General features: G+C 59.6%; 22 protein-coding genes and 1 pseudogene. 6 read left to right on the forward strand and 17 right to left on the reverse strand.

Annotation, left to right across the window (positions count from 1 at the left end):
- Positions 1 to 22 precede the first annotated feature (22 nt).
- The 8 genes from BLR20_RS09110 to ffh all read right to left on the reverse strand — a co-directional run bounded on the left by BLR20_RS09110 (position 23) and on the right by ffh (position 6,927).
- A complete protein-coding gene (locus tag BLR20_RS09110; RefSeq protein WP_010427941.1) occupies positions 23 to 1,327 on the reverse strand; it encodes a homoserine dehydrogenase in 1,305 nt (434 codons plus the stop codon).
- Between the two features lie 135 nt (positions 1,328 to 1,462).
- On the reverse strand, positions 1,463 to 2,203 hold the full coding sequence (gene dsbC / locus BLR20_RS09115) for a bifunctional protein-disulfide isomerase/oxidoreductase DsbC (RefSeq protein WP_010427939.1): 741 nt from the start codon (positions 2,201 to 2,203) through the stop codon (positions 1,463 to 1,465).
- Positions 2,204 to 2,347: 144 nt separating this feature from the next.
- Positions 2,348 to 3,244 (reverse strand): site-specific tyrosine recombinase XerD, encoded by an 897-nt coding sequence (gene xerD, locus BLR20_RS09120; protein WP_054994298.1) that lies wholly within the window; start codon positions 3,242 to 3,244, stop codon positions 2,348 to 2,350.
- A 103-nt stretch (positions 3,245 to 3,347) separates the two neighbouring features.
- Positions 3,348 to 3,698 (reverse strand): 50S ribosomal protein L19, encoded by a 351-nt coding sequence (rplS, locus tag BLR20_RS09125; RefSeq protein ID WP_002552524.1) that lies wholly within the window; start codon positions 3,696 to 3,698, stop codon positions 3,348 to 3,350.
- Between the two features lie 44 nt (positions 3,699 to 3,742).
- Positions 3,743 to 4,495: a tRNA (guanosine(37)-N1)-methyltransferase TrmD gene (gene trmD, locus BLR20_RS09130; protein ID WP_002552523.1), complete on the reverse strand. Its 753-nt coding sequence runs from the start codon at positions 4,493 to 4,495 to the stop codon at positions 3,743 to 3,745.
- Positions 4,496 to 4,500: 5 nt separating this feature from the next.
- A complete protein-coding gene (rimM, locus tag BLR20_RS09135; protein WP_032615961.1) occupies positions 4,501 to 5,040 on the reverse strand; it encodes a ribosome maturation factor RimM in 540 nt (179 codons plus the stop codon).
- Positions 5,041 to 5,045: 5 nt separating this feature from the next.
- Positions 5,046 to 5,303, reverse strand: coding sequence for a 30S ribosomal protein S16 (rpsP, locus tag BLR20_RS09140; protein ID WP_002552521.1), 258 nt, complete (start codon positions 5,301 to 5,303; stop codon positions 5,046 to 5,048).
- Between the two features lie 247 nt (positions 5,304 to 5,550).
- Complete coding sequence (ffh, locus tag BLR20_RS09145; RefSeq protein WP_010427934.1) at positions 5,551 to 6,927, reverse strand: signal recognition particle protein; 1,377 nt, start codon at positions 6,925 to 6,927, stop codon at positions 5,551 to 5,553.
- 213 nt (positions 6,928 to 7,140) lie between these two features.
- Here ffh and BLR20_RS09150 point away from each other — a divergent pair, with 213 nt between their 5' ends.
- From BLR20_RS09150 to BLR20_RS09160, 3 genes are all read left to right on the forward strand, one after another.
- Complete coding sequence (locus BLR20_RS09150) at positions 7,141 to 7,953, forward strand: cytochrome C assembly family protein (protein ID WP_010427932.1); 813 nt, start codon at positions 7,141 to 7,143, stop codon at positions 7,951 to 7,953.
- 12 nt (positions 7,954 to 7,965) lie between these two features.
- On the forward strand, positions 7,966 to 9,213 hold the full coding sequence (locus BLR20_RS09155; RefSeq protein WP_010427930.1) for a CNNM domain-containing protein: 1,248 nt from the start codon (positions 7,966 to 7,968) through the stop codon (positions 9,211 to 9,213).
- Between the two features lie 150 nt (positions 9,214 to 9,363).
- Entirely contained in the window at positions 9,364 to 10,674 is a 1,311-nt protein-coding gene (locus BLR20_RS09160) for an MFS transporter (RefSeq protein ID WP_032615959.1), read from the forward strand.
- A gap of 73 nt (positions 10,675 to 10,747) precedes the next feature.
- Here the strand turns inward: BLR20_RS09160 and purT are convergent, their stop codons facing one another.
- From purT to BLR20_RS09190, 5 genes are all read right to left on the reverse strand, one after another.
- Positions 10,748 to 11,929: a formate-dependent phosphoribosylglycinamide formyltransferase gene (purT, locus tag BLR20_RS09165; RefSeq protein WP_010427926.1), complete on the reverse strand. Its 1,182-nt coding sequence runs from the start codon at positions 11,927 to 11,929 to the stop codon at positions 10,748 to 10,750.
- Between the two features lie 103 nt (positions 11,930 to 12,032).
- Positions 12,033 to 12,500, reverse strand: a complete 468-nt coding sequence (locus BLR20_RS09170) for a preQ0 transporter (protein WP_003391204.1) — start codon at positions 12,498 to 12,500, stop codon at positions 12,033 to 12,035.
- Positions 12,501 to 13,298: 798 nt separating this feature from the next.
- Entirely contained in the window at positions 13,299 to 13,517 is a 219-nt protein-coding gene (locus BLR20_RS09180; RefSeq protein ID WP_003415455.1) for a DUF1289 domain-containing protein, read from the reverse strand.
- Positions 13,517 to 14,041, reverse strand: a complete 525-nt coding sequence (locus tag BLR20_RS09185) for a gamma carbonic anhydrase family protein (RefSeq protein ID WP_032613702.1) — start codon at positions 14,039 to 14,041, stop codon at positions 13,517 to 13,519. Before BLR20_RS09185 ends, BLR20_RS09180 begins: the two co-directional genes overlap by 1 nt.
- A gap of 69 nt (positions 14,042 to 14,110) precedes the next feature.
- A complete protein-coding gene (locus BLR20_RS09190) occupies positions 14,111 to 14,707 on the reverse strand; it encodes a CoA pyrophosphatase (RefSeq protein ID WP_054994299.1) in 597 nt (198 codons plus the stop codon).
- Between the two features lie 150 nt (positions 14,708 to 14,857).
- Here BLR20_RS09190 and BLR20_RS09195 point away from each other — a divergent pair, with 150 nt between their 5' ends.
- Together BLR20_RS09195 and BLR20_RS09200 are read left to right on the forward strand one after the other, a co-directional pair.
- Positions 14,858 to 15,409: an NUDIX hydrolase gene (locus BLR20_RS09195; RefSeq protein ID WP_054994300.1), complete on the forward strand. Its 552-nt coding sequence runs from the start codon at positions 14,858 to 14,860 to the stop codon at positions 15,407 to 15,409.
- A gap of 202 nt (positions 15,410 to 15,611) precedes the next feature.
- Positions 15,612 to 16,034, forward strand: a pseudogene (locus tag BLR20_RS09200) (L,D-transpeptidase family protein); the annotation flags it as partial.
- Between the two features lie 121 nt (positions 16,035 to 16,155).
- Here BLR20_RS09200 and BLR20_RS09205 read toward each other — a convergent pair.
- Together BLR20_RS09205 and purL are read right to left on the reverse strand one after the other, a co-directional pair.
- Complete coding sequence (locus BLR20_RS09205) at positions 16,156 to 16,467, reverse strand: YqfO family protein (protein ID WP_054994301.1); 312 nt, start codon at positions 16,465 to 16,467, stop codon at positions 16,156 to 16,158.
- 5 nt (positions 16,468 to 16,472) lie between these two features.
- Positions 16,473 to 20,369: a phosphoribosylformylglycinamidine synthase gene (gene purL / locus BLR20_RS09210; RefSeq protein ID WP_054994302.1), complete on the reverse strand. Its 3,897-nt coding sequence runs from the start codon at positions 20,367 to 20,369 to the stop codon at positions 16,473 to 16,475.
- A 213-nt stretch (positions 20,370 to 20,582) separates the two neighbouring features.
- Between purL and mltF the strand changes: the two genes are divergently transcribed.
- On the forward strand, positions 20,583 to 22,079 hold the full coding sequence (mltF, locus tag BLR20_RS09215) for a membrane-bound lytic murein transglycosylase MltF (protein WP_010428270.1): 1,497 nt from the start codon (positions 20,583 to 20,585) through the stop codon (positions 22,077 to 22,079).
- Here mltF and tadA read toward each other — a convergent pair.
- The gene (gene tadA / locus BLR20_RS09220; RefSeq protein ID WP_054992968.1) at positions 22,076 to 22,585 is read right to left on the reverse strand and encodes a tRNA adenosine(34) deaminase TadA; all 510 of its coding nucleotides are present in this window, start codon (positions 22,583 to 22,585) and stop codon (positions 22,076 to 22,078) included. The genes mltF and tadA overlap by 4 nt on opposite strands.
- Positions 22,585 to 23,958: a multicopper oxidase family protein gene (locus BLR20_RS09225; RefSeq protein ID WP_054992967.1), complete on the reverse strand. Its 1,374-nt coding sequence runs from the start codon at positions 23,956 to 23,958 to the stop codon at positions 22,585 to 22,587. Before BLR20_RS09225 ends, tadA begins: the two co-directional genes overlap by 1 nt.
- Positions 23,959 to 23,985 lie beyond the last annotated feature (27 nt).

Below are 23,985 nucleotides of genomic sequence, written 5' to 3' on the forward strand. Positions count from 1 at the left end.
AGCTGACAGCTTGCAGTTGATGTTAATTAAGGTGCTCGACGCGAATACGAACCACCGGTCCCACTACGTCATGCAGGGCTTCCAGGGCTTGAATGGCGTCATTGATACGCTGCTCGACTACCCGGTGGGTCAGCAGAATCATCGGTACCAGGCCATCGTGCTCTTCGACTTCCTTTTGCATGATCGATTCGATGTTGATGCCGCGCTCGGACAGGATGCTTGCGACCTGAGCCAGCACGCCCGGATGATCCTTGGCCTGAATGCGCAGGTAGTAAGCGCTCTCGCAGGCTTCGATCGGCAGGATCGGATGAGCGGACAGCGAATCGGGCTGGAAGGCCAGGTGAGGCACGCGGTTTTCCGGGTCAGAGGTCATGGCACGGACCACATCGACCAGATCGGCCACCACGGAGGACGCGGTAGGCTCCATGCCGGCACCCGCGCCGTAGAACAGCGTCGAACCGGAGGCGTCGCCATTGACCATCACAGCATTCATGACGCCATTGACGTTGGCGATCAGGCGATCGGCCGGGATCAGCGTCGGGTGTACGCGCAGTTCGATGCCCTGAGCAGTGCTGCGTGCAACGCCCAGATGCTTGATGCGATAGCCCAGCGCTTCGGCATAGTTGACGTCTGCAGTCGTCAGTTTGGTGATGCCTTCGGTGTAGGCTTTGTCGAACTGCAGCGGAATGCCGAAGGCTATGGAGGCAAGGATCGTCAGCTTGTGCGCCGCATCGATCCCTTCGACGTCGAAGGTCGGATCGGCTTCGGCATAACCCAGGGCCTGAGCCTCGGCCAGAACATCCGCAAAGGTGCGGCCCTTCTCGCGCATTTCGGTGAGGATGAAGTTGCCAGTGCCGTTGATGATGCCGGCAACCCAATTGATACGGTTCGCCGACAGGCCTTCACGAATGGCCTTGATGACCGGGATACCGCCGGCGACAGCCGCTTCGAAAGCGACGATCACGCCCTTCTCGCGTGCCTTGGCGAAAATTTCGTTGCCGTGAACGGCTATCAGCGCCTTGTTGGCGGTTACCACATGCTTGCCGTGTTCAATGGCCTTGAGCACCAGTTCGCGGGCAATGGTGTAACCACCGATCAGTTCTACGACGATGTCGATCTCAGGGTTGGTCGCAACGGCAAATACATCGCTGGTGGTCGGCGTACCGGTAATCTGGCAATTGGGGTTTGGTGTACGAACCGCAATTTGCGCGACTTCGATTCCACGCCCGGCACGGCGGGCAATCTCCTCGGCGTTACGCTGAAGTACGTTGAAAGTACCGCCACCGACAGTACCCAGCCCACATATGCCTACTTTGACCGGTTTCACTGATGAACTCCCCGAAAAACAGCCGAACCTGAATCGGCTGTGGAAAAACTGCCGCATGGCGCCATGCGGCTGAAAATTTGACGACCCGCCGGACACGTACGCCCTGCATGCACAAGGCGCGCCCTAAACACCGGCTTACTTGGCGCTCAAGGCCAGCTTGGCAACTTGCGCTGCTGGCTGATAACCCGGAATCACCTGACCGTCGGCCAGGACAATGGCAGGCGTGCCGTTGACGCCGATCGACTGGCCAAGCTCGTATTGCTTGCTGACCGGATTGTCGCATTTGGCAGCCTTGATGTCCTTGCCATCAACCATGCGGTCCATCGCGCTTTTTCGGTCCTTGGAACACCACACGGCCTGCAGCTGCTCGTCACCCGGAGAGCCAAGCCCCTGACGCGGGAAGGCCAGGTAACGGACTTCAACACCCATCTTGTTCAACTGAGCGACTTCCTGATGCAGCTTGTGGCAATACGGGCAGGTGGTGTCGGTGAATACCGTGATGTGCGATTTGGTCTCACCCACCGCCGGATAGATCACCATCTCGGAAGCAGGAATGGCATTGATAGTCTTGGAAATGGCCAGACGTTCGGTCTTCTCGGTCAGGTTGACCGGCTTGCCGTTCTGCACCTGAAACAGATAGCCCTGAACCACGAATTGACCGTCGGCACTGGCGTAAAGGACGCGGCCGCCCTTGAGCTTCACTTCGTAGAGGCCATTGAGGGGGCTCGGCGAGATGCTCTCGACCGGCAGCTGCAATTCCAGCGAGTCGAGGGTCTTGCGGATAGCCTGATCGGGGGCTGCATCAGCCAGGGCAGACATACTGAAGGTGCCGGCCAGCATTAAAGCGGCGGCAGCGAAAATCTGTGGCAAACGCATGAAAACTCCTATGACGGCGGACAGGCTGGCGACTGTCGAAAAAGGAGCGCCAGCCTTGATAGGCGAAACCGGCAAAGCCTACCACATAAGCCTCGCGGGGCCGACTCGGAGCGACGTAAGAAGCTTCGCAAAATGCGTCGTGAATCAGCCGCGCGGATGGTGCCTGGCGTGCATTTCCTGCAACCGCGCACGCGCAACGTGGGTGTAGATCTGCGTGGTGGAAAGATCACTGTGCCCCAGCAGCATCTGCACCACGCGCAAATCAGCCCCGTGATTGAGCAGATGGGTGGCGAAGGCATGGCGCAGGGTGTGCGGTGACAGGGATTTGCCGATGCCCGCAACAGTAGCCTGATGCTTGATGCGGTGCCAGAAAGTCTGCCGGGTCATCTGATCGCCGCGCGTGCTGGGGAACAGCACGTCGCTGGGTTTTCCGCCAAGCAACTCGTCGCGGGCACCGCGCAGGTAGCGCTCGACCCAGACGATGGACTCCTCTCCCATAGGCACCAGCCGCTCCTTGCTGCCTTTGCCCATCACGCGCAGCACGCCCTGACGCAGATTGACCTGCTCCAGGGTCAGGCTGATCAATTCGGTCACACGCAAACCGCAGGCATACAGCACTTCAAGCATGGCGCGGTCACGCTCGCCGATGGGCTCGCTCAGGTCGGGAGCAGCAAGTAATGCTTCGACGTCAGCTTCGGAAAGCGATTTGGGCAGCGGTTTGCCTAATTGAGGCATGTCGATCTGCAGGGTAGGATCGACAGAGATCAGCTTCTCGCGCAACAGATAGCGGTAGAAACCACGTGCGCCAGACAGGAAACGCGCCGTGGAGCGCGGCTTGTAGGCATTTTCAACGCGCCACGCAAGATGATCGAGAATGACTTCACGCCCGGCACTGATCAGGTCAACGTTGCGCTCCTGCAGCCAGCCGTGGAACAGCGCCAGATCACTGCGGTAAGAATCCCGGGTGTTGTCGGACAGCCCCTTCTCGAGCCAGAGCGCATCCAGAAACTGGTCAATCAAAGGGTGGTCGATGGCAGCCATGTTTACTCAGTGCGTGAGTCGGTAGACAAGGGATGAATCATCAAACAGCAGGCAGCAAAAAGGCAGCCCTGAGGCTGCCTTTTTTATGCATCGAAAAACTGTATCAGGACAGTTTTTCCTTGATGCGCGCTGCTTTACCGGACAGGTCACGCAGGTAGTACAGTTTGGCCTTGCGAACGTCACCGCGACGTTTCACAGCCATGCTGTCGATTTGCGGGCTGTAAGTCTGGAAAGTACGCTCAACGCCAACACCGTTGGAGATTTTACGAACAGTGAAAGCACTGTTCACGCCACGGTTACGCTTGGCAATTACAACGCCTTCGAATGCTTGCAGACGAGCGCGGTCGCCTTCCTTCACTTTAACCTGGACGACAATGGTGTCGCCTGGTGCAAAGGTAGGGATCTCTTTGGTCATCTGCTCTGCTTCGAGGGCAAGAATGATTTTGTTAGTCATGCTGGTGCTCCTAAGGTAATCCGTCTGGATCGACCATCGATACGTTAACTATCGTCCCGCTCGCGGATGTATTCCGCCAGCAGCTTCTTCTCTTCTCCAGAAAGCGAGCGGCTTTCCAGAAGATCAGCGCGTCGTTCATAGGTCCGCCCAAGGGACTGCTGTAAACGCCAACGCCGGATGTGCGCGTGATTGCCACTTAGCAACACGTCGGGAACACGCTGATCCGCATACACCTCAGGTCGGGTGTAATGCGGGCAATCCAGCAGACCGTCCGTGAAGGAATCTTCCTCCGCGGAGTCCACATGCCCTAAAGCTCCAGGCAGCAGCCGCGTAACCGCGTCAATCAGGACCATCGCCGGCAGCTCGCCACCGGAAAGAACATAGTCACCAATCGACCACTCTTCATCGACATGAGCATCAATAAAACGCTCGTCAATGCCTTCATAACGACCGGCGATGAGGATAATTGCTTCCTCCTGCGCCAGTTCGCGTACCGCAGACTGATTCAGCTGGCGGCCTTGTGGCGACAGGTAAATAACCTTCGCCGCATCCCCTGCCGCTTGCCTGGCCTGAACCAGAGCATCTTCAAGGGGCTTGATCTTCATCACCATGCCCGGACCACCGCCAAATGGGCGATCATCCACAGTGTGATGGCGATCAGTGGTGTAATCCCGCGGATTCCAACAAGTCAGCTGCAACAGCCCTTGTTTCACCGCACGGCTGGTAATGCCGTATTCGCTGATGGCGGAAAACATCTCGGGAAACAGACTGATGACTTCTATGCGCAGGCTGGCCATGGCATTCAGAAGTCCGCGTCCCAATCCACCTTCATCTCGCCAGCAGCCATATCGATTGCCAACACGCATTGCTCTGTATAGGGCAACAGGCGTTCACGATCATCCAGGCTACCCGCGCAGGGCTTTACAACCATTACATCGTTCGAACCGGTTTCGAGCAGGTGATCGATTTTCCCGAGCAATTGCCCGAGTTGGTCGATGACCTTGAGGCCTTCAAGCTGGTACCAGTAGTACTCGCCATCGTCCAGATCAGGGAACAGGTTGCGCGGCACGCAGATTTCGTAACCGGACAGAAGACGTGCTTCTTCACGATCATCGAGACCCTTGAGCTTTGCGACCAGGAACTTGCTTTGCAAGCGTCCGCTGACCAGCTCCACCTGTTTATCAACGCTGCCTTCGCGCCGAAGCGTCCAGGTTTTGTAGTCCAACAGGTTTCCAATCGGATCAGTAAAGGAAAAAACCTTCACTTCGCCGCGAACGCCATGAACCGAGTAAATCTTGCCAATGACGATCAGATCGTCGGCAGATGCAGGCGTCGCGTTCATAAGACTCAGGCCGCGGCCTTGGTCTTGTTGTGCTCTTTGAGCAGCTGGGCAACGCGCTCGGAAGTTTGTGCACCCACGCTCAACCAGTAGTTGACGCGTTCTTCGTTAACGGACAGACGGATTTCCTGACCACGGGCAACCGGGTTGAAGAAACCAACCTGTTCCTTGTGGGAACCGTCACGAGCGTTGCGGCTGTCGGTTACGGTCAGGTGGTAAAACGGGCGCTTTTTGGAGCCGCCAAGGGCAAGACGGATGGTTAGCATTGAACATCGTTCCTGTAGTCGGTGCTGCAAATCTAAGATGCACAGCGGGCATAGGTGCCCGAAAGGCCGCATATTCTAAGGAATATCCCGACTTTTGCAAATGTCTTTTTCCGGCGCCTATCGGCATGCCATCCAGATTTGCGAGGGAGCTGTCGGTATGACAGCCGGCAAAAGCCCGCATAGCGCGGGCTGACTGGGGGTCACCCCCCAGATGGGAAGCGTGCAAAGCCTCTTGCACGCGACGCAATTACATTTTTGGCATGCCGCCGCCGGGGAACATTCCACCCATGCCGCGCATCATTTTGGCCATTCCGCCCTTGGCGGAGAATTTCTTCATCATCTTCTGCATCTGTTTGTGCTGCTTGATCAGACGCCCGATGTCCTGAACCTGAGTGCCCGAACCCATTGCAATGCGGCGCTTGCGCGAGCCACTGACCAGATCCGGATCACGACGCTCGGCAGGGGTCATCGAGTTGATGATGGCTTCCATCTGCTTGAACTGCTTTTCCGCTGCGCCCTGGGCATTGCCCATCTGCGACAGGTTGACGCCGCCGATGCTCGGCAGTTTATCCATGAGGCCACCAAGGCCACCCATGTTCTTCATCTGCTGCAGCTGGTCGCGGAAGTCTTCGAGATCGAAGCCCTTGCCCTTCTTGAGCTTTTTCGCCAGCTTGTCAGCCTTGTCCTTGTCGAGGGTCTGTTCGGCCTGCTCGATAAGGCTGAGCACATCGCCCATGCCGAGGATGCGTGACGCGATGCGGTCCGGGTGAAACGGCTCCAGCGCTTCGCTCTTCTCGCCCATACCGATGAACTTGATCGGCTTGCCGGTAATGGCACGCACCGACAGGGCCGCACCACCGCGCGCATCACCGTCGACCTTGGTGAGGATCACGCCGGTCAGCGGCAATGCATCACCGAAGGCCTTGGCAGTGTTGGCCGCATCCTGGCCGGTCATGGCATCGACCACGAACAGCGTCTCGGCCGGCTTGACCGCCGCATGCAGCGCCTGGATCTCGCCCATCATCTCGACATCGACGTGCAAACGACCGGCGGTGTCGACGATGACCACGTCGATGAACTTGAGCTTCGCTTCTTTAATGGCAGCCTGGGCGATGTCCACCGGCTTCTGGCTGATGTCGGAGGCGAAGAACGTCACGCCGATGTCATTGGCCAGGGTTTCGAGCTGCTTGATGGCCGCGGGACGATAGACGTCGACCGATACCACCATCACGGTTTTCTTCTTGCGCTCTTTAAGGAAGCGCGCCAGCTTGCCGGCAGTGGTGGTCTTGCCCGCACCCTGCAAGCCCGCCATCAGGATGACGGCAGGCGGCGTGACATTGAGTACCAGGTCTTCGTTGGCAGCGCCCATCAGGCTTTCGAGTTCTGCCTGGACGATCTTCACGAACGCCTGACCTGGCGTCAGGCTGCGCGACACCTCGGTGCCGACAGCGCGCTCCTTGACGTTGTTGACGAAGTCTTTGACCACCGGCAAGGCGACGTCGGCTTCGAGCAACGCCATACGCACTTCGCGCAAGGTATCTTTGATGTTGTCCTCGTTCAGCTTGGCCTTGCCAGTAACATGGCGCAGCGTCTGCGAGAGGCGGTCAGTCAGATTTTCAAACATGCGCGATCCTTTCAGGCTCTCGTCGAACCCCGGTTGATGCGGCCCGGCCCGTAATGCAGAAATGGCGCTCGGCGAGCCTGCGGCTTGAGCAGGTCGCGGATTATAGCGAAGACTCCGTCGCACGGACACCACGCAGACTGCTTCTGTGGTCTTTCGTGATTTACCGGTTCTATGCCAAACTCAGCGTCTTTTCAGGCCCGTCCATCAGGATCTATGTCCCCTTTGCCACCCAGCCTGCTTCCCAGCCTCGCCGCCGCCATCATTTATGCCGCTGCGACCGTCTATCAGAGCCTGCGTCTGAGCCAGGCCATCAAGCCCGACAAGCGGCTGCTTTGCCTGCTCGGTACGCTGGCGGTCATCGCACATGCCATCGGTCTGTTTTCCCAACTGACGCACTCGGTCGGCCTTGGCCTGGACTTTTTCAACTCCGCCAGTCTTATCGCGGCTTCGGTGATCGTCGTCACCCTGATCGCCACGTCGCGCATCCCGGTTGAAAACCTGCTGGTGCTGCTGTTCCCGCTGGGAATGGTCACCGTATTGCTCGCCCAGTTCGCCCCTAGCGGGACTGTGCAGCCCATCATGGAAGAGCCCGGCATCCTCAGCCATATCCTGCTGTCGCTGCTGGCATACGGGATGTTCACCATCGCCGCATTCCAGGCGCTTTTGCTGCTTTTGCAGGACTACCGGCTCAAGCACAAGCACCCTTCCGGGCTGATCAAGAACTTCCCCCCGTTGCAAACCATGGAAAGCCTGCTGTTCGGCTTCCTGTGGGCTGGCTGGTCATTGCTTTCGCTGTCGCTGATTTCCGGCTGGCTGTTCGTCGAAAACCTGTTTGCCCAGCATCTGGTACACAAGACCCTGCTGGCCTGTCTGGCCTGGATAGTGTTCAGTGTGCTGCTGTGGGGGCGTAACCGCCTTGGATGGCGCGGTCACAAGGCCATTCGCTGGACCCTGGGCGGTTTCTGCCTGCTGATGCTCGCCTATTTCGGCAGCAAGCTGGTACGCGAATTCATCCTGCACATCTGACGGGCCCTGATCATGGATAATCTGCCCCTGGGCCCATTGCTCGGTGTCCTCGCCCTCCTCCTGCTGTGGGCCGGCCTGCTGACCGCAGTCGAAGCCGCTCATCATCAGGTCAAGGCGATGCGCGCCGCCAGCCGCCCGGAAAAATCGGCGCCACTCCCCGAGCTGGCGTTCAACCTGAACAGCCTGATTCTGGGCAATACGCTGATCAGGGTACTGATCACCGTCATCGCGACACTTATTGCCGCCAATTACTGGTTCTACAACGGCCCGACCGTGGCCTGGCTCGCAACCGTGAGCATCATGCTGGTCTTCGCCGAATACATGCCCCGTCGCCTGGCGAACCGCCATCCTGTCTCGACACTGCTGCTGGGCAACGGCGTACTTCGCATTCCGATGAAGATCGTCTGGCCGCTGGCCTACGTGTTCAATGTCCTGGCCAAGACACTGCTGCGCCCCTTCCTGTCACGCGCCGTACAGCAGCAGGATCAGGCTTTCGAGGACGACACGCAAAATACCCCGCGCAACGATGCTGCCCAGGAATATTCTCCACGCGCCAGCGTGCTGTCAGGCATTCGTGCGCTGGACAGCATTACGGTCAATGACATTCTGATCCCGCGCAACGAAGTGGATGGCGTCAATCTTGATGACCCCATGGAAATGATCATCGAACGCCTGATCATTTCACGGCACACGCGCCTGCCGGTCTATCACAACGACATCAATCAGGTGCAAGGCGTCATCAATACCCGCGACATCAGCCACCTGCTGCCCAAGGGCACCTTGACCAAGGAGCAGTTGCTGGCGGTCTGTTACGAGCCTTATTTCGTGCCGGAAAGCACCCCGTTGCAGTTGCAGTTGCTGAATTTCCACAAACAGCAACGGCGTCTCGGCGTGGTGGTCGATGAATACGGTGAAGTGCTGGGCATCGTCACCCTCGAGGATATTCTCGAAGAGATTGTCGGCGAGTTCGAAAGCGAGCAGCGGCTGGATAACCCGCACGTCAAACAACAGGAGGACGGGCGTCTCGAAGTCGAAGGCGCAGCGTCCATCCGCGATTTGAACAAGAGCCTCGGCTGGCACCTGCCGTCAGACGGTCCGAAAACCGTCAACGGCCTGGTTACCGAAGCGCTGGAGACCATCCCGGATGCTCCGGTCTGCTTGAAAATAGGGCCTTACCGGCTGGAAATCCTCGAGACAGAGGACAACCGCGTCAAGCGCGTGGCCATGTGGCAGAACACGCTGGTCCGCACCTTCAAATAGCTGTCTGCCTTCAAATAGATCGCTGCACCGCCCTTGCCTCCCGGTCCATTCGGGTTACTCTGCTCGACGCTGCACCCACAATCACAATAAATGCATGCTTGCCGGAACTCGGTTCTTGCCGACTGGCGAGTCGACTGTCAGGAAATCCGCATGACCAGCACCCCGCTCTCTCGCGAAGATCACGACACATACGCAAAACCGGTGAATTCGACGACCCGCGTCGCCACGGCCAGCTTCATCGGCACGGCCATCGAGTTCTACGACTTTTACGTTTATGCGACCGCCGCCGCCCTGGTGATCGGTCCGGTATTTTTTCCACAGACGTCGGGCACGGCACAGATGCTGTCGTCATTTCTGACCTTCGGCATCGCCTTTCTCGCTCGCCCTCTGGGGTCGGCGCTGTTCGGTCACTTTGGCGACCGGATCGGGCGTAAATCGACGCTGGTGGCCTCGCTGCTGTTGATGGGAATCTGCACCACGCTGATCGGTGTATTGCCCGGTTACGCGACCATCGGGGCATGGGCGCCGATTCTGTTGTGCGTGCTGCGCTTCGGTCAGGGGCTTGGCCTGGGGGGCGAATGGGGTGGCGCGGCGCTGCTGGCGACCGAGAATGCCCCGAAAGGCAAACGCGCCTGGTTCGGTATGTTTCCGCAACTCGGCCCCTCAATCGGCTTTCTCGCCGCCAACGGTCTGTTTCTGGCGCTGGCCATGACCCTCGATGACGAGCAGTTCCGTTCGTGGGGCTGGCGGATTCCCTTCCTGCTCAGCGCCGTACTGGTCATGGTCGGGCTGTACGTGCGCCTTAAACTGGAAGAGACACCCGTCTTCGCCAAGGCCATGGCTCGTCACCAACGGGTCAGCCTGCCAATCGTGGAGACCTTCAGCCAGCATTGGAAACCCATGCTGCTCGGTGCGGCGTCGATGGTGGTCTGCTACGCGCTGTTTTATATCTCGACGGTGTTTTCGTTGAGCTACGGCGTGGCCACGCTGGGCTATACCCGTGAAACGTTCCTGGGGCTGTTGTGCTTTGCGGTGCTGTTCATGGCGGCGGCCACACCACTGGCCGCATTGGCGAGCGATCGCTTCGGGCGCAAGCCGGTATTGATTGCGGGTGGCGTGCTGGCGATCCTGTCAGGCTTCACCATGGAGCCGCTGTTGACCCACGGCAGCACCTGGGCTGTGGCGCTGTTTCTGTGCATTGAATTGTTTCTGATGGGCATCACGTTCGCCCCGATGGGCGCGCTGCTACCGGAGCTGTTCCCGACACAGGTGCGCTACACCGGCGCATCGGCGGCCTACAACCTGGGCGGAATCGTCGGAGCGTCGGTTGCCCCCTTCTTCGCCCAGAAACTGGTGGCGATGGGCGGCCTGAGCTGGGTTGGCGGGTATGTGTCTGCAGCAGCGCTGATCAGCGTGCTGGCGGTGTTGAGCCTGAAGGAGACGCGGGACAGCGAACTTTAGGCTGGAAGTCCTGCTGAGTGCAGGCGACAAGAAATACGCGCAGCGTTGTTTCTTGCCGCCTGCGGCCTGAGCCTTACAACTTGACGGTTACTGCCTGCGAGGCACGAGTGGCCTTGGCACGGGCGGCTTCGATGGACTCGTCACGCGCCAGGGCAACGCCCATGCGGCGCTGACCGTTGACTTCCGGCTTGCCGAACAGACGCAATGCCGTGTCAGGCTCGGCCAGCGCGGCGCCGAGGTTGGCGAACGCGGTTTGCGTGGACTGGCCTTCGACCAGGATCACTGCCGAAGCCGAAGGGCCGAACTGGCGAATCAACGGAATCGGCAGGCCAAGAATCGCGCGAGCGTGCAGGGCAAACTGGGACAGGTCCTGAGAAATCAGGGTCACCAGACCGGTGTCGTGCGGGCGCGGCGAGACTTCGCTGAACCACACCTGATCGCCCTTGATGAACAATTCAACGCCAAACATCCCGCGCCCACCCAATGCCTCGGTCACCGCCTTGGCAACGCGCTCGGACTCTGCCAGCGCAACCGGGCTCATGGCCTGCGGCTGCCAGGATTCCTGATAGTCGCCCTTTTCCTGACGATGCCCAACCGGCGCACAGAACGTGGTGCCACCGATGTGACGCACGGTCAGCAGGGTGATTTCGTAATCGAAGTCGATGAAACCTTCGACGATGACGCGCCCCTTGCCAGCACGACCGCCCTCTTGCGCATAGTCCCAGGCTTTCTGTACGTCATCGGTGCTCTTGAGCAGGCTCTGCCCTTTGCCCGAAGAACTCATGACCGGCTTGACCACGCACGGGAAACCGAGGTCTTCGACCGCCTTGCTGTACGCCTCGAAGGTGTCGGCAAAGTGGTAGGGCGAGGTCGGCAGCTTCAGTTCTTCGGCGGCCAGACGACGAATGCCTTCGCGGTTCATGGTCAGTTGCGCGGCGCGTGCGGTCGGGATCACGGTGAAGCCTTCGGCCTCAAGCTCGACCAGCGTCGCGGTGGCGATGGCTTCGATTTCCGGAACGATGAAATCCGGCTTCTCGGCCTCGATGACTGCGCGCAGTGCCGCACCGTCGAGCATGTTGATCACATGGCTGCGATGAGCGACCTGCATGGCCGGAGCGTTCTCGTAGCGGTCAACAGCGATCACTTCAACGCCGAGGCGCTGCAGCTCGATCACGACTTCCTTGCCCAGTTCGCCGCTACCGCAGAACAGTACGCGCGTCGCGGTGGGCGACAGTGGAGTTCCGATTTGAGTCATCTCAGGTCCTCGTGAAGCAGATGTCGAGGGCTGCCCGCCGTATGCAAGCAACCGCTGTGAAGAAAGGCGCGCAATTTACCACGAAGCCCCGGCAAATGGGCGCTCAGCCTGGACAGGCACTGTTGCGCGCCCGCCAGGCCATGATCATCCAGACAATGGTCACGCCGGCGAACTTCGATGCCAGCGCGGTGAGCACGACCGGCGCCGTCAGGGCGTCGATCATGCCGAAGAAGATAAAGGTATCCAGCGGAATGCTGAGGGCAGAGCTGATCCACAAGCGATCACGCAACGGGCGTCTGGTAATGCTGAACACCAGCCAGTCAATGCATTCGGAAACGGCAAACGCTGTGGCGCTGGCCAGCGCGATAGTGGGATCGCTGGTGACATAGGACAGGACCAGCGCCACGAGCATGGCAATGATCGCGCCATGGCCGAAGCGAATCTGCACCATGTCCCGCAACACGAACACCAGCCCGCCCCAGGCAGACCAGATCATGTCCAGATGCGGCGCACTGGAAAAGGCGAAGTTGATCAGCACGACACTGCTGATGTAAGCGATCAGGAAAAGCATGGAGGGTTATACGCTTGGGGAAACGGATGGCAATGATAGCAAAGCTGGCTGCTCACACGCTTCGCACTCAGTCTCAACTATCGTGCGACGCAGAGCGTCGAGAACTGCATTCCCACGCTGGAGCGTGAGGAACGATCATCGTAACTATCGTGCGACGCTCCGCGTCGGCATGCCGCTCTGGACGCTCTGCGTCCTCTTGACGACGCAGAGCGTCGAGAACTGCATTCCCACGCTGGAGCGTGAGGAACGATCATCGTAACTATCGTGCGACGCTCCGCGTCGGCATGCCGCTCTGGACGCTCTGCGTCCTCTTGACGACGCAGAGCGTCGAGAACTGCATTCCCACGCTGGAGCGTGCGGAACGATCATCGCAACTATCGTGCGACGCTCCGCGTCGGCATGCCGTTCTGGACGCTCCGCGTCCTCTTCGTGACGCAGAGCGTCGAGAACTGCATTCCCATGCTGGAGCGTGCGGAACGATCATCGTAACTATCGTGCGACGCTCCGCGTCGGCATGCCGTTCTGGACGCTCCGCGTCCTCTTTGCGACGCAGAGCGTCGAGAACTGCGTTCCCACGCTGGAGCGTGAGGAACGATCATCGTAACTATCGTGCGACGCTCCGCGTCGGCATGCCGTTCTGGACGCTCTGCGTCCTCTTTGCGACGCAGAGCGTCGAGAACTGCGTTCCCACGCTGGAGCGTGAGCAACGATCATCGTAACTATCGTGCGACGCTCTGCCTCGGCATGCCTTTCCGGACGTTCTGCGTCCTCTTGACGACGCAGAGCGTCGAGAACTGATCAGCGTGCCTCGCCCACTGTCCACATCAGGCCGCTGGCTCTGGCGCGCTCGTCGCAGAGGCCGAGCACCACGCGGCGCTCGTCGTTGCTCATGCGGCTCCAGCGGGTGATCTCGGTGACGGTTCGCTGGCAACCGGTGCATATATCCTGCTCGTCCAGAGCACAAATACTCACACACGGAGAACGGACCGGCTTTTCGATCGGGGTATCAGTGCTCATCAATCTTCCTGCACCACCAGGTCACGGGCGTAACGCTGGGCATTGTGTACGTAATGGGCTGCGCTGGCTTCAAGCATCTTCTTCTGCACGTCGGTAAGTTCGCGCACCACTTTACCCGGCGACCCCATGACCAGCGAGCCATCAGGAATGACCTTGTTTTCGCCGATCAGCGAATTGGCGCCGATGATGCAATATTTCCCGATCTTCGCCCCATTAAGGATGACCGCGTTGATGCCGATCAGGCTGTAATCGTCAACGCTGCAGCCATGCAGCATGGCGTTGTGGCCGATGGTCACGCCCCTGCCGATACTCAGCGGCGACCCCATGTCGGTGTGCATCACCGTACCGTCCTGCACATTACTGTTTTCACCAATGTGAATCAGCTCGTTGTCGCCACGCAATACCGCGTTGAACCACACACTCGCGCCGGCCTCAAGCCTGACATTGCCGATCAGCGTTGCATTGGGAGCCACCCAGCTCTGCGGATCAGTCTGAACACGGGATTCTCCCAGGCGAAATTTCATGCAGCCTCCTCGGGCGGGTCGTACTCATGGGGACGAACAATAAAAGATGACGCTTCAAGTAAAAGCGCCTCAGATCGTCGACCGCTCCGGCGGATGATGCAGGCTGATCCTGGTGTCGTACAGCACGTTGATCAGCTCGACGATCATGATCGCGGTAAGCCCCCAGATCTTGTACTCGCCATAACGGTAACTGGGCACGTACCAACTGCGGCCTTCGTAATCGATACGGTGAGTATGCTCGCGAGTGTCCTGACGGAAGAACTCCAGCGGCACACTGAAGACTGCCGCGATCTCGCCGTCATTGGGCTGATATTCGACGAAGTCGGGTATCACCCCCACGTAAGGCGTGACCTTGATACCGTGCTTGGAGATCAGCGGACTTAACGGCCCGATCACCTCGACCAGCCCGGGAGGCAGGCCGATTTCCTCCTCGGCTTCGCGCAACGCAGTGAAAATCAGATCGGGGTCGCCCGGGTCGCGACGGCCACCCGGAAACGCCACTTCACCGCCATGCGTCGACAGGCCACTGGCGCGCAGGGTCAGAATCAGCTCGGGTTGCTCGCTGCGGGTAATCGGCACCAGAACAGCCGCCTCGGGGAATTGTCGATCCGAGTCGAGGGTTTCTGGCGTGTGACTGACTACACGGCGAAGTAGCTCATCCAGCATGGGAAATCTCGATCTGTTGCCTGCCTGGCATCATGCACCAAAGCAACGCTGTGCCCAAGCCCTTGTAGGACAACTCCTGTCACACAGAGGGTTGCCGAGCCGCCGCACGACAGGCCAAGATAGCGACTGCGTTCACTATCGACTGATCCCATGAATTTTTGCAGCCAGTGCGGCAACCCTGTTATCCAGCGTATTCCCGAAGGCGACAGCCGTTTGCGCTATGTCTGCGAGCATTGCCACACCGTTCATTACCAGAACCCGAACATCGTTGCGGGCTGTCTGGTGACGCTGGGCGGCAAAGTGCTGCTATGTCGCAGGGCCATTGAGCCGCGCCTGGGTTTCTGGACGCTGCCGGCAGGCTTCATGGAAAACGGCGAAACCATCGAACAGGCTGCCCGGCGCGAAACCATGGAGGAAGCCTGCGCCACCCTGAGCGAACTGCATCTGTACACCTTGATCGACGTGCCGCATATCAATCAGGTGCATGTGTTCTACCGTGGGGAGATGGCGAATGAGGCATTCGCCGCAGGCATCGAGAGCCTGGAAGTGCAGTTATTCGACGAAGCAGACATTCCGTGGTCGGACCTGGCTTTCATGACAGTCGGGCGTACCCTAGAATACTTCTTTGCGGATCGGCGTCGGCAGGCCTACCCGGTTCATACCAGCGCCCTTCCCCCGTCACGTCCGTTGCTGGACACCTGAAAGCCAGGGTCGCACACAACATCGGCGCTTTTGTTAAAGAAGTATCTTCAGGGAAATCGTAATGCGCTGGTTGCTCGCACTCTTTTGCATGTCGTTCATGCCGCTTTCGCAGGCCGCGTTTACTCAAACCATCGTGCCCAAGGGCAGCGAACAGAAAATCATCAATAACAAGGTCATCAATACCGAGAGTATCGCCAGCAAGCCGATCGATAAGGTGCTGGTACTCAAGTCAGCGCGCCAATTGCAGCTGATCAGCGGTGGCGAGGCCTTGAAGACCTACCGAATCTCGCTGGGCAAGAACCCCAAGGGCACCAAGCTGCAGGAAGGCGACCAACGCACGCCGGAAGGTTTTTACTGGATCGACTGGCGTAAACCCAGCAATAACTACAACCTGTCGATGCACATTTCCTACCCGAATGTCTCGGACTCGGCACGCGCACGCTCCGAGGGCGTGAAACCGGGCAGCATGATCATGCTTCATGGCACACCGGTGGATGAAGAGTATCCGGAATGGTATTTCCACACGCTGGACTGGACCAACGGCTGCATCGCGCTGAAGAACAACGACATGCGGGAAATATGGGATCTGGTGAAAGACGGGACGATGATCGAAATCCGACCTTGAATGTGCAACGTTGCGAATTCGCGAGCAAGCTCGCTCCCACAAGACTCAAGATGATTATCGTCCCCACGCTCCAGCGTGGTGACGCATTTTTGGACGCTCTGCGCCCAGCCCTGGATGCGCCTCAGAACTCTGCCAGCTTCCATATCTCGTAAGCAGGCGTTTCGTAAGGATGGCTCTGCTTGAGAGCCAGCACCACTTGCTGAATCAGCTCGTCCGCGACGACCAGCTCGACCTTCCACTCCTCCACGGACTCGACCACACCGCTCTGCCCGATAAATGGCTGACTGCCATCCAGCGGACGGAACTGGCCCTGGCCGAGTACTTGCCACGAGCAATGATCGTAAGCGCCGATTCGCCCTGCACCAGCAGCGAATACGGCGCTCTTGACCTCGTCCACATGGCTCGGTGGAACAAAGAAAGCGAGCTTGTACACGCGCCTTAGTTAACCCAGGCGCGCGCGTTGCGGAACATGCGCATCCAGGCACCGTCCTCGTTCCAGTCCTCGGGACGCCACGAGTTCTGCACTGCACGGAACACACGTTCCGGGTGCGGCATCATGATGGTCACACGACCGTCGAGGGTGGTCAGGCCGCCGATACCGCGTGGCGAGCCGTTCGGGTTGGCCGGGTAGGTTTCAGTGACCTTGCCGTGGTTGTCGACGAAGCGCAGTGCCACGGTGCCGGAAACGTCAGCTTCAAGCAGCGCATCGTCATTGCGGAACTCCGCGTGCCCTTCGCCATGCGCGATGGCGATTGGCATGCGCGAACCGGCCATGCCCTGCAGGAAGATCGACGCCGACTCCTGAACCTGAACCATGGCCACGCGCGCTTCGAACTGCTCGGAGCGGTTACGCACGAAATGCGGCCAGAACTCGCTGCCCGGAATCAGCTCGTGCAGGTTGGACAGCATCTGGCAACCGTTGCACACGCCAAGCGTGAAGCTGTCGGAACGTTCGAAGAAGCCCTGGAAGGCATCGCGCGCACGGCTGTTGAACAATGCCGACTTGGCCCAGCCTTCGCCAGCACCCAATACGTCACCGTAGGAGAAACCACCGCAGGCGACCATACCCTTGAAGTCGTTCAGGTCGACACGACCGGCCAGAATATCGCTCATGTGCACGTCGATTGCGTTGAAACCGGCACGATCAAAGGCTGCCGCCATCTCGACCTGACCGTTGACGCCCTGCTCGCGCAGAACGGCAACCTGAGGCCGAACGCCCGTCTTGATGTACGGCGCGGCGATATCTTCGTTGACGTCGAAGCCCAGCTTGACGGTCAGGCCCGGGTTGTCTTCTTCCAGCAGCGCATCGAATTCCTGATCCGCGCATTCGGCGTTGTCACGCAGGCGCTGGATCTGATAGCTGGTCTCGGCCCACTGACGTTGCAGCAGACGACGCTGACCACTGAATACCGGCTCGCCATGGAAGCTGATCGAGACTTCATCGTTGTTGATCGGCTGACCGATCACCGCCACGCAATCTTCCAGACCGGCCGCGCTGAACTGCGCCAGCACCAATGGAGTAGCGTCCTGACGCACCTGGATGACCGCACCCAGCTCTTCGTTGAAGAGGATCGCGCTCAGTTCGGAAACATTGTCGGCCAAACCGTCGAGGTGCAGGTTCAGACCGCAGTGACCGGCGAAGGCCATTTCCAGGGTGCTGACCAGCAGACCACCGTCGGAACGGTCGTGATAGGACAGGATATGACCGTCGGAATTGAGGCCCTGAATCACGGCGAAGAAGGCCTTGAGGTCTTCAGCGTCGTCGACGTCTGGAGCGACGCGGCCGAGCTTGCCGTGAGTCTGCGCAAGAATCGAGGCGCCCATGCGGTTCTGGCCACGACCCAGATCGATCAGGATCAGGTCGGTTATGCCCTTGTCCATGCGCAGCTCGGGCGTCAGGGTCTGACGGATGTCGACCACTGGCGCAAAGCCCGTCACGATCAATGACAGCGGCGAGGTCACGCTCTTTTCGGTGCCCTCGTCGCTCCAGCGGGTCTTCATGGACATCGAGTCCTTGCCCACTGGAATGGTGATTCCCAGTTCCGGACACAGCTCCATGCCGACCGCTTTCACGGTGTCATAAAGGCGCGCGTCTTCACCAGGGTGGCCAGCAGCCGACATCCAGTTGGCCGACAGTTTGATGTCAGAGAGCTTTTCAATACGCGAGGCCGCGATGTTGGTCAGCGTTTCGCCGATTGCCATACGGCCCGACGCCGGAGCATCCAGCAACGCCAGCGGAGTGCGCTCGCCCATCGCCATGGCTTCGCCGGTGTTGACGTCGAAGCTGGTGGCGGTGACGGCGCAGTCAGCCACAGGCACCTGCCATGGACCGACCATCTGATCACGAGCGACCAGGCCGGTGATGCTGCGGTCACCGATGGTGATCAGGAAGCTTTTGCTGGCGACTGCCGGATGGCGCAACACTCGCTGTACACTTTCTTCGATGTCCAGCGTGCTCGGGTCGAAATCATCGCCGATCTCTTCTTCGCGTGCGACCGAACGGTGCATACGCGGAGCCTTGCCCAGCAGGACTTCCAGCGGCATGTCTACCGGACTGTTACCGAAATGACTGTCGGTGACGGTCAGTTGCGGCTCTGCAGTGGCTTCGCCGACAACCGCAAACGGGCAGCGCTCGCGCTCGCAGATAGCCTTGAAGCGCTCGAAATCCTCGACGCCCACGGCCAGCACGTAACGTTCCTGGGATTCGTTGCTCCAGATTTCCAGCGGGGCCATGCCCGGCTCGTCATTGGGTACGTTACGCAGTTCGAAACGTCCGCCGCGATCGCCATCGTTGACCAGTTCGGGGAAGGCGTTGGACAGACCACCGGCACCGACGTCATGGATGAAGCTGATCGGGTTACGGTCGCCCAACTGCCAGCAGCGGTCGATGACTTCCTGGCAACGACGCTCCATCTCGGGGTTTTCGCGCTGAACCGAAGCGAAATCCAGGTCTGCGGAGCTGGTGCCGGTCGCCATCGAGGAGGCCGCGCCGCCGCCCAGGCCGATCAGCATCGCCGGGCCACCCAGTACGATCAGCTTGGAACCTACAGTGATCTCGCCCTTCTGGACGTGATCTTCGCGGATATTGCCCATACCGCCCGCCAGCATGATCGGCTTGTGGTAACCACGAACCTCGTCACCATGCGGTGTAGTGATGGACTGCTCGAACGTACGGAAATAGCCGGTCAGCGCCGGGCGACCGAACTCGTTGTTGAACGCCGCGCCACCCAGCGGGCCTTCAATCATGATGTCCAGCGCAGTCACGATGCGCTCGGGCTTGCCGTACGGCACTTCCCAGGGCTGCACGAAACCGGGGATCTGCAGGTTGGAGACGGTGAAACCGGTCAGACCTGCCTTGGGCTTGGCACCGCGACCGGTTGCACCTTCGTCGCGAATCTCGCCGCCGGAGCCGGTCGCTGCACCAGGAAACGGCGCAATGGCGGTCGGGTGGTTGTGCGTCTCGACCTTCATCAGAATGTGCACCGGCTCCTGAACCGCGCCGTACTGACGGGTTTCAGGGTCCGGGAAGAAACGACCGGCGACGTTGCCGACGATCACCGAAGCGTTGTCCTTGTAAGCGGACAGCACGCCTTCGCTGTGCATCTGGTAGGTGTTCTTGATCATGCCGAACAGGCTTTTTTCCTGGCTCTGGCCGTCGATGTCCCAACTGGCGTTGAAAATCTTGTGGCGGCAGTGCTCGGAATTCGCCTGGGCAAACATCATCAGCTCGATGTCGTGAGGGTTGCGCCCCAGACCATTGAAGCTGGTGATCAGGTAATCGATTTCATCTTCGGCGAGGGCCAGGCCCAGCTCGACGTTGGCTTTTTCCAGCGCCGCGCGGCCGCCACCCAGAATGTCCACGGCGGTCAGCGGCTTGGGCTGAGCGTGGCTGAACAGGTTGGCTGCCTGCTGGTGATCGCCCAGGACCAGTTGCGTCATGCGGTCGTGCAGGCTGTCGGCGATTGCCTGGGCCTCGGTCTCGCTGAACTGGCCTTCTACATAGAAGGCAATCCCGCGCTCAAGGCGCTGGATTTTGCTTAGGCCGCAGTTGCGAGCGATGTCGCTGGCCTTGCTCGACCAGGGGGAAATGGTGCCAAAACGCGGCAACACCAGAAACAGACGGCCGCTCGGCTCTTGAACCGGCACGCTGGGGCCGTATTTCAGGAGGCGATCGAGAACCTGCTGTTCTTCGCTGGTCAGAACGTCGTTGACGTCAGCGAAGTGGGCGAATTCGGCGTACAAGCCACTGACAGCTGAAACTTTTTGTTTCAGTTGTTCTAGTAATTTGCTGTGGCGGAAAGCAGAAAGGGCAGGAGCACCGCGCAGGATCAACATCTTCGGGACAGCCTCGAGAAGGGGGTGTGCTTTGAGGCCGCGTATTCTAGCCTAAACCGGGCATTTGATCACCCAAAACGGCGGCATCCGCTGCGCCCGAATGTCGCCCCACGCAAAAAAAGTCCGGAAATGCCCGTAAAAGCCACTCGCCTATCAGACGCAAGCTTCACTGTCGAGATATGGCGCCCGGTGCGCTTTGCGTATACTGCACCGATGTTCTTCAAACCAGATTTCCGCCCACGTTGCGCCAAATGGCTCATCGCAACCGGACTCTTCCTGATGCTCGGCGCCTGTGTGGAAAAACCCACCACACTGGAGCGAGTCAAGGAGGACGGCGTACTGCGGGTGATCACTCGCAACAGCCCGGCGACTTATTTCCAGGATCGCAACGGTGAAACCGGCTTCGAATACGAGCTGGTGAAGCGCTTTGCCGAGGACCTGGGCGTCGAATTGAAGATAGAAACGGCTGACAATCTGGACGATCTTTTCGACCAGATGAACAAACCGGGCGGTCCGGTACTCGGTGCCGCCGGCCTGATCGAGACGCCAAAGCGCAAATCGCAGGCGCGTTTCTCGCATTCTTATCTGGAAGTCACCCCTCAGGTGGTCTATCGCAACGGCCAGTCGCGGCCAACCGATCCCGGCGACCTGGTGGGCAAGCGCATCATGGTGCTCAAGGGCAGCGCGCACGCCGAGCAACTGGCGGCGCTCAAGGCGCAGAATCCGCGCATTGAATATGAAGAATCCGACGCGGTCGAGGTCGTTGATCTCCTGCGCATGGTCGACGAAGGCCAGCTCGACCTGACCCTGGTGGACTCCAATGAGCTGGCAATGAACCAGGTCTACTTCCAAAACGTGCGCGTCGCCTTCGACCTGGGTGAAGCGCGTGCGCAGCGCTGGGCCGTCGCGCCGGGTGAAGACAACAGCCTGCTCAACGAAATCAACGCCTACCTCGACAAGGTCGAAAAGAACGGCACGCTGCAACGCCTGAAGGACCGCTACTACGGTCACGTCGACGTACTCGGCTATGTCGGCGCCTATACCTTTGCCCAGCACCTGCAAGAGCGCCTGCCCAAATACGAGAAGCACTTCCAGACATCGGCCAAGAAAGAACAGGTCGACTGGAGACTGCTGGCTGCCATCGGCTATCAGGAATCGATGTGGCAGCCGACCGTGACCTCGAAAACCGGCGTGCGCGGCCTGATGATGCTCACCCAGAACACCGCGCAAGCCATGGGCGTGTCCAACAGGCTGGATGCGCGCCAGAGCATTCAGGGCGGGGCAAAGTACTTTGCCTACATAAAGGATCAGTTGGACGACTCGATCAAAGAGCCGGATCGCACTTGGCTAGCTCTCGCTTCCTACAACATTGGCAGCGGTCACCTCGAAGATGCACGCAAATTGGCGCAGAACGAGGGGCTGAATCCTGATAAATGGCTCGACGTTAAAAAAATGCTGCCGCGTCTGGCGCAGAAGAAGTGGTACAGCAAAACCCGATACGGCTACGCCCGAGGCGGTGAGCCGGTGCATTTTGTGGCCAACATTCGCCGTTATTACGACATTCTGACCTGGGTGACGCAGCCACAGCTTGAAGGCAGTCAGGTCGCCGATGGCAATCTGCATGTTCCTGGCGTCGACAAGACCCAACCGCCCGCCCCGCCCGCCTCCCCCGTCCCCTCGTCCAGCAATACGGACGAATCTGCGCTCTAAACGCTACCTTGGCCTTTGCCAGCATCCTTGGCGGCCCGCCGCATTCTGAAAAACTCGCTCAACATCGTCCCGCACTCCTCGCCCAGCACCCCGCCTTCGAAGAGCACGCGGTGATTAAGAAATGCCTGGCTGAAAAACTGCCCCTGGCTCTGCACGATGCCCGCTTTGGGCTCAAGCGCCCCGTAAACCACACGCGCCACCCGTGAGTGCACGATCAGCCCCGCGCACATGCTGCACGGCTCCAGCGTCACATAGAGCGTGCTGCCCGGCAGGCGATAATTGTCCAGCGCCTTGGCGGCTTCACGAATCGCGACCATTTCGGCATGCGCACTTGGGTCGCTGCCGCTGATCGGGCAGTTGTAACCACGACCGATGATCTCGCCGTTCTGCACCACCACTGCCCCGACCGGCACCTCGCCCAGCAGTGCGCCTTGCGCGGCGAGTGCCAGCGCCTCGCGCATGAAGTACTGATCCTTGCTGCGGTCGATGATCTGCGGTTGCCGCATCATGCCACCTCGATGGCGGCCATCAGGCCGGTTTCCATGTGATCGATCACGTGGCAATGGAACATCCATACACCGGGGTTATCCGCCACCAGCGCCACCCGCGCCCGCTCGTTGCGGCCCAGCAAGAAGGTGTCGGTGAAGTAAGGAATGATCTTGCGCCGATTGGAGGCGATTACCTTGAAACTCATGCCGTGCAGGTGAATCGGGTGCTGGTACTGAGTCATGTTCTTCAACTCGAAGATATAGCTCTTGCCCAGCTTCAACCTGGCGATAGGCCGATCGGCGCAGGTCTTGTCGGTGATGTCCCACGCTTCGCCATTGATCTGCCACAGGCTCGGCGGCTTGCCATTGTCGGTGTTGACCGACATCGAGCCCACCCACTCGAAGTTGAAATTGATCTTTTCGGCGTTAGCCATATCAGGCTCGGCCACCGGATTGGCCGGCAGTTCCGGTGGCCACTGGCCTGGCGCATCGTTATTGGCGACCGAGCGGAACGTGCCCAGGCGCACCGGGCCGTTACGCAAGGAGATTTCCTCGCCCGCCGGCGGGGCCTTGATTGCCAGACAGATGCGCATGCCCGGCCCCAGCCAGTATTCGTCGCCGAAGGGACGCGGCTTCACCGGGTTGCCATCCAGCGCATAGATCTGCGCCTCGGCGTCCGGCAGGTTGAGTCGATAGGTCACGGTGTTATCGAGATTGAGCAAGCGCACGCGAGTGATTTGCCCGGCAGGCAATTCAATCACCGCCTGCGGAATGCCGTTCAGCGTTGAAAGCCGCCCTGCGGTGCCCTCACGCGCCGCTTCGCGCAGCACGCTGAACTCGGTAAAGGCGCCTTGCTCGTCCACGTGCCAGCTTTTCAGACTGACCGTGCGCTCATGAGCAAAACCGGTCGGCTCGCGCTCTTCGACAATCAGCGGCCCGACCAGCCCGCGGCCCAGCTCTTCACTGCTGCTGAGGTGCGGGTGATACCAGTAGCTACCGGCGTCCGGCACACGGAATTTGTAATCGAAGTATTCACCCGGCTTGACCGGCAACTGCGAAACGTAAGGCACGCCGTCCATTTCCAGCGGCAAACGAATGCCATGCCAGTGAATGGTCGTCTCGACCGGCAACTGATTGATGAAGCGCAGCCGCAGCCACTCGCCCTGCCGGACGCGCAACTCGGTGCCCGGCGCAGAACCGCCGAAGGCCCAGGCAGGCGTCTTGTGGCCCGCCACCAGCTCCACATCCAGCGGAGCCGCGATCAGCACGAAGTCAGAGCCAGCTTCAGACTCGCGTCGCCCCATCCAGTAACGCGAAGCCCCACCGGCGCCTAGGCCGACTACGGCCAGACCGGCGATGCCTGTAAGGATTTGACGACGGGTAAAGGACATGAACGGCGCAACCTCGAAAACGACGAC

The sequence above is a fragment of the Pseudomonas congelans genome, assembly GCF_900103225.1.
In the GTDB taxonomy this organism is placed as follows: Bacteria; Pseudomonadota; Gammaproteobacteria; order Pseudomonadales; family Pseudomonadaceae; genus Aquipseudomonas; species Aquipseudomonas congelans.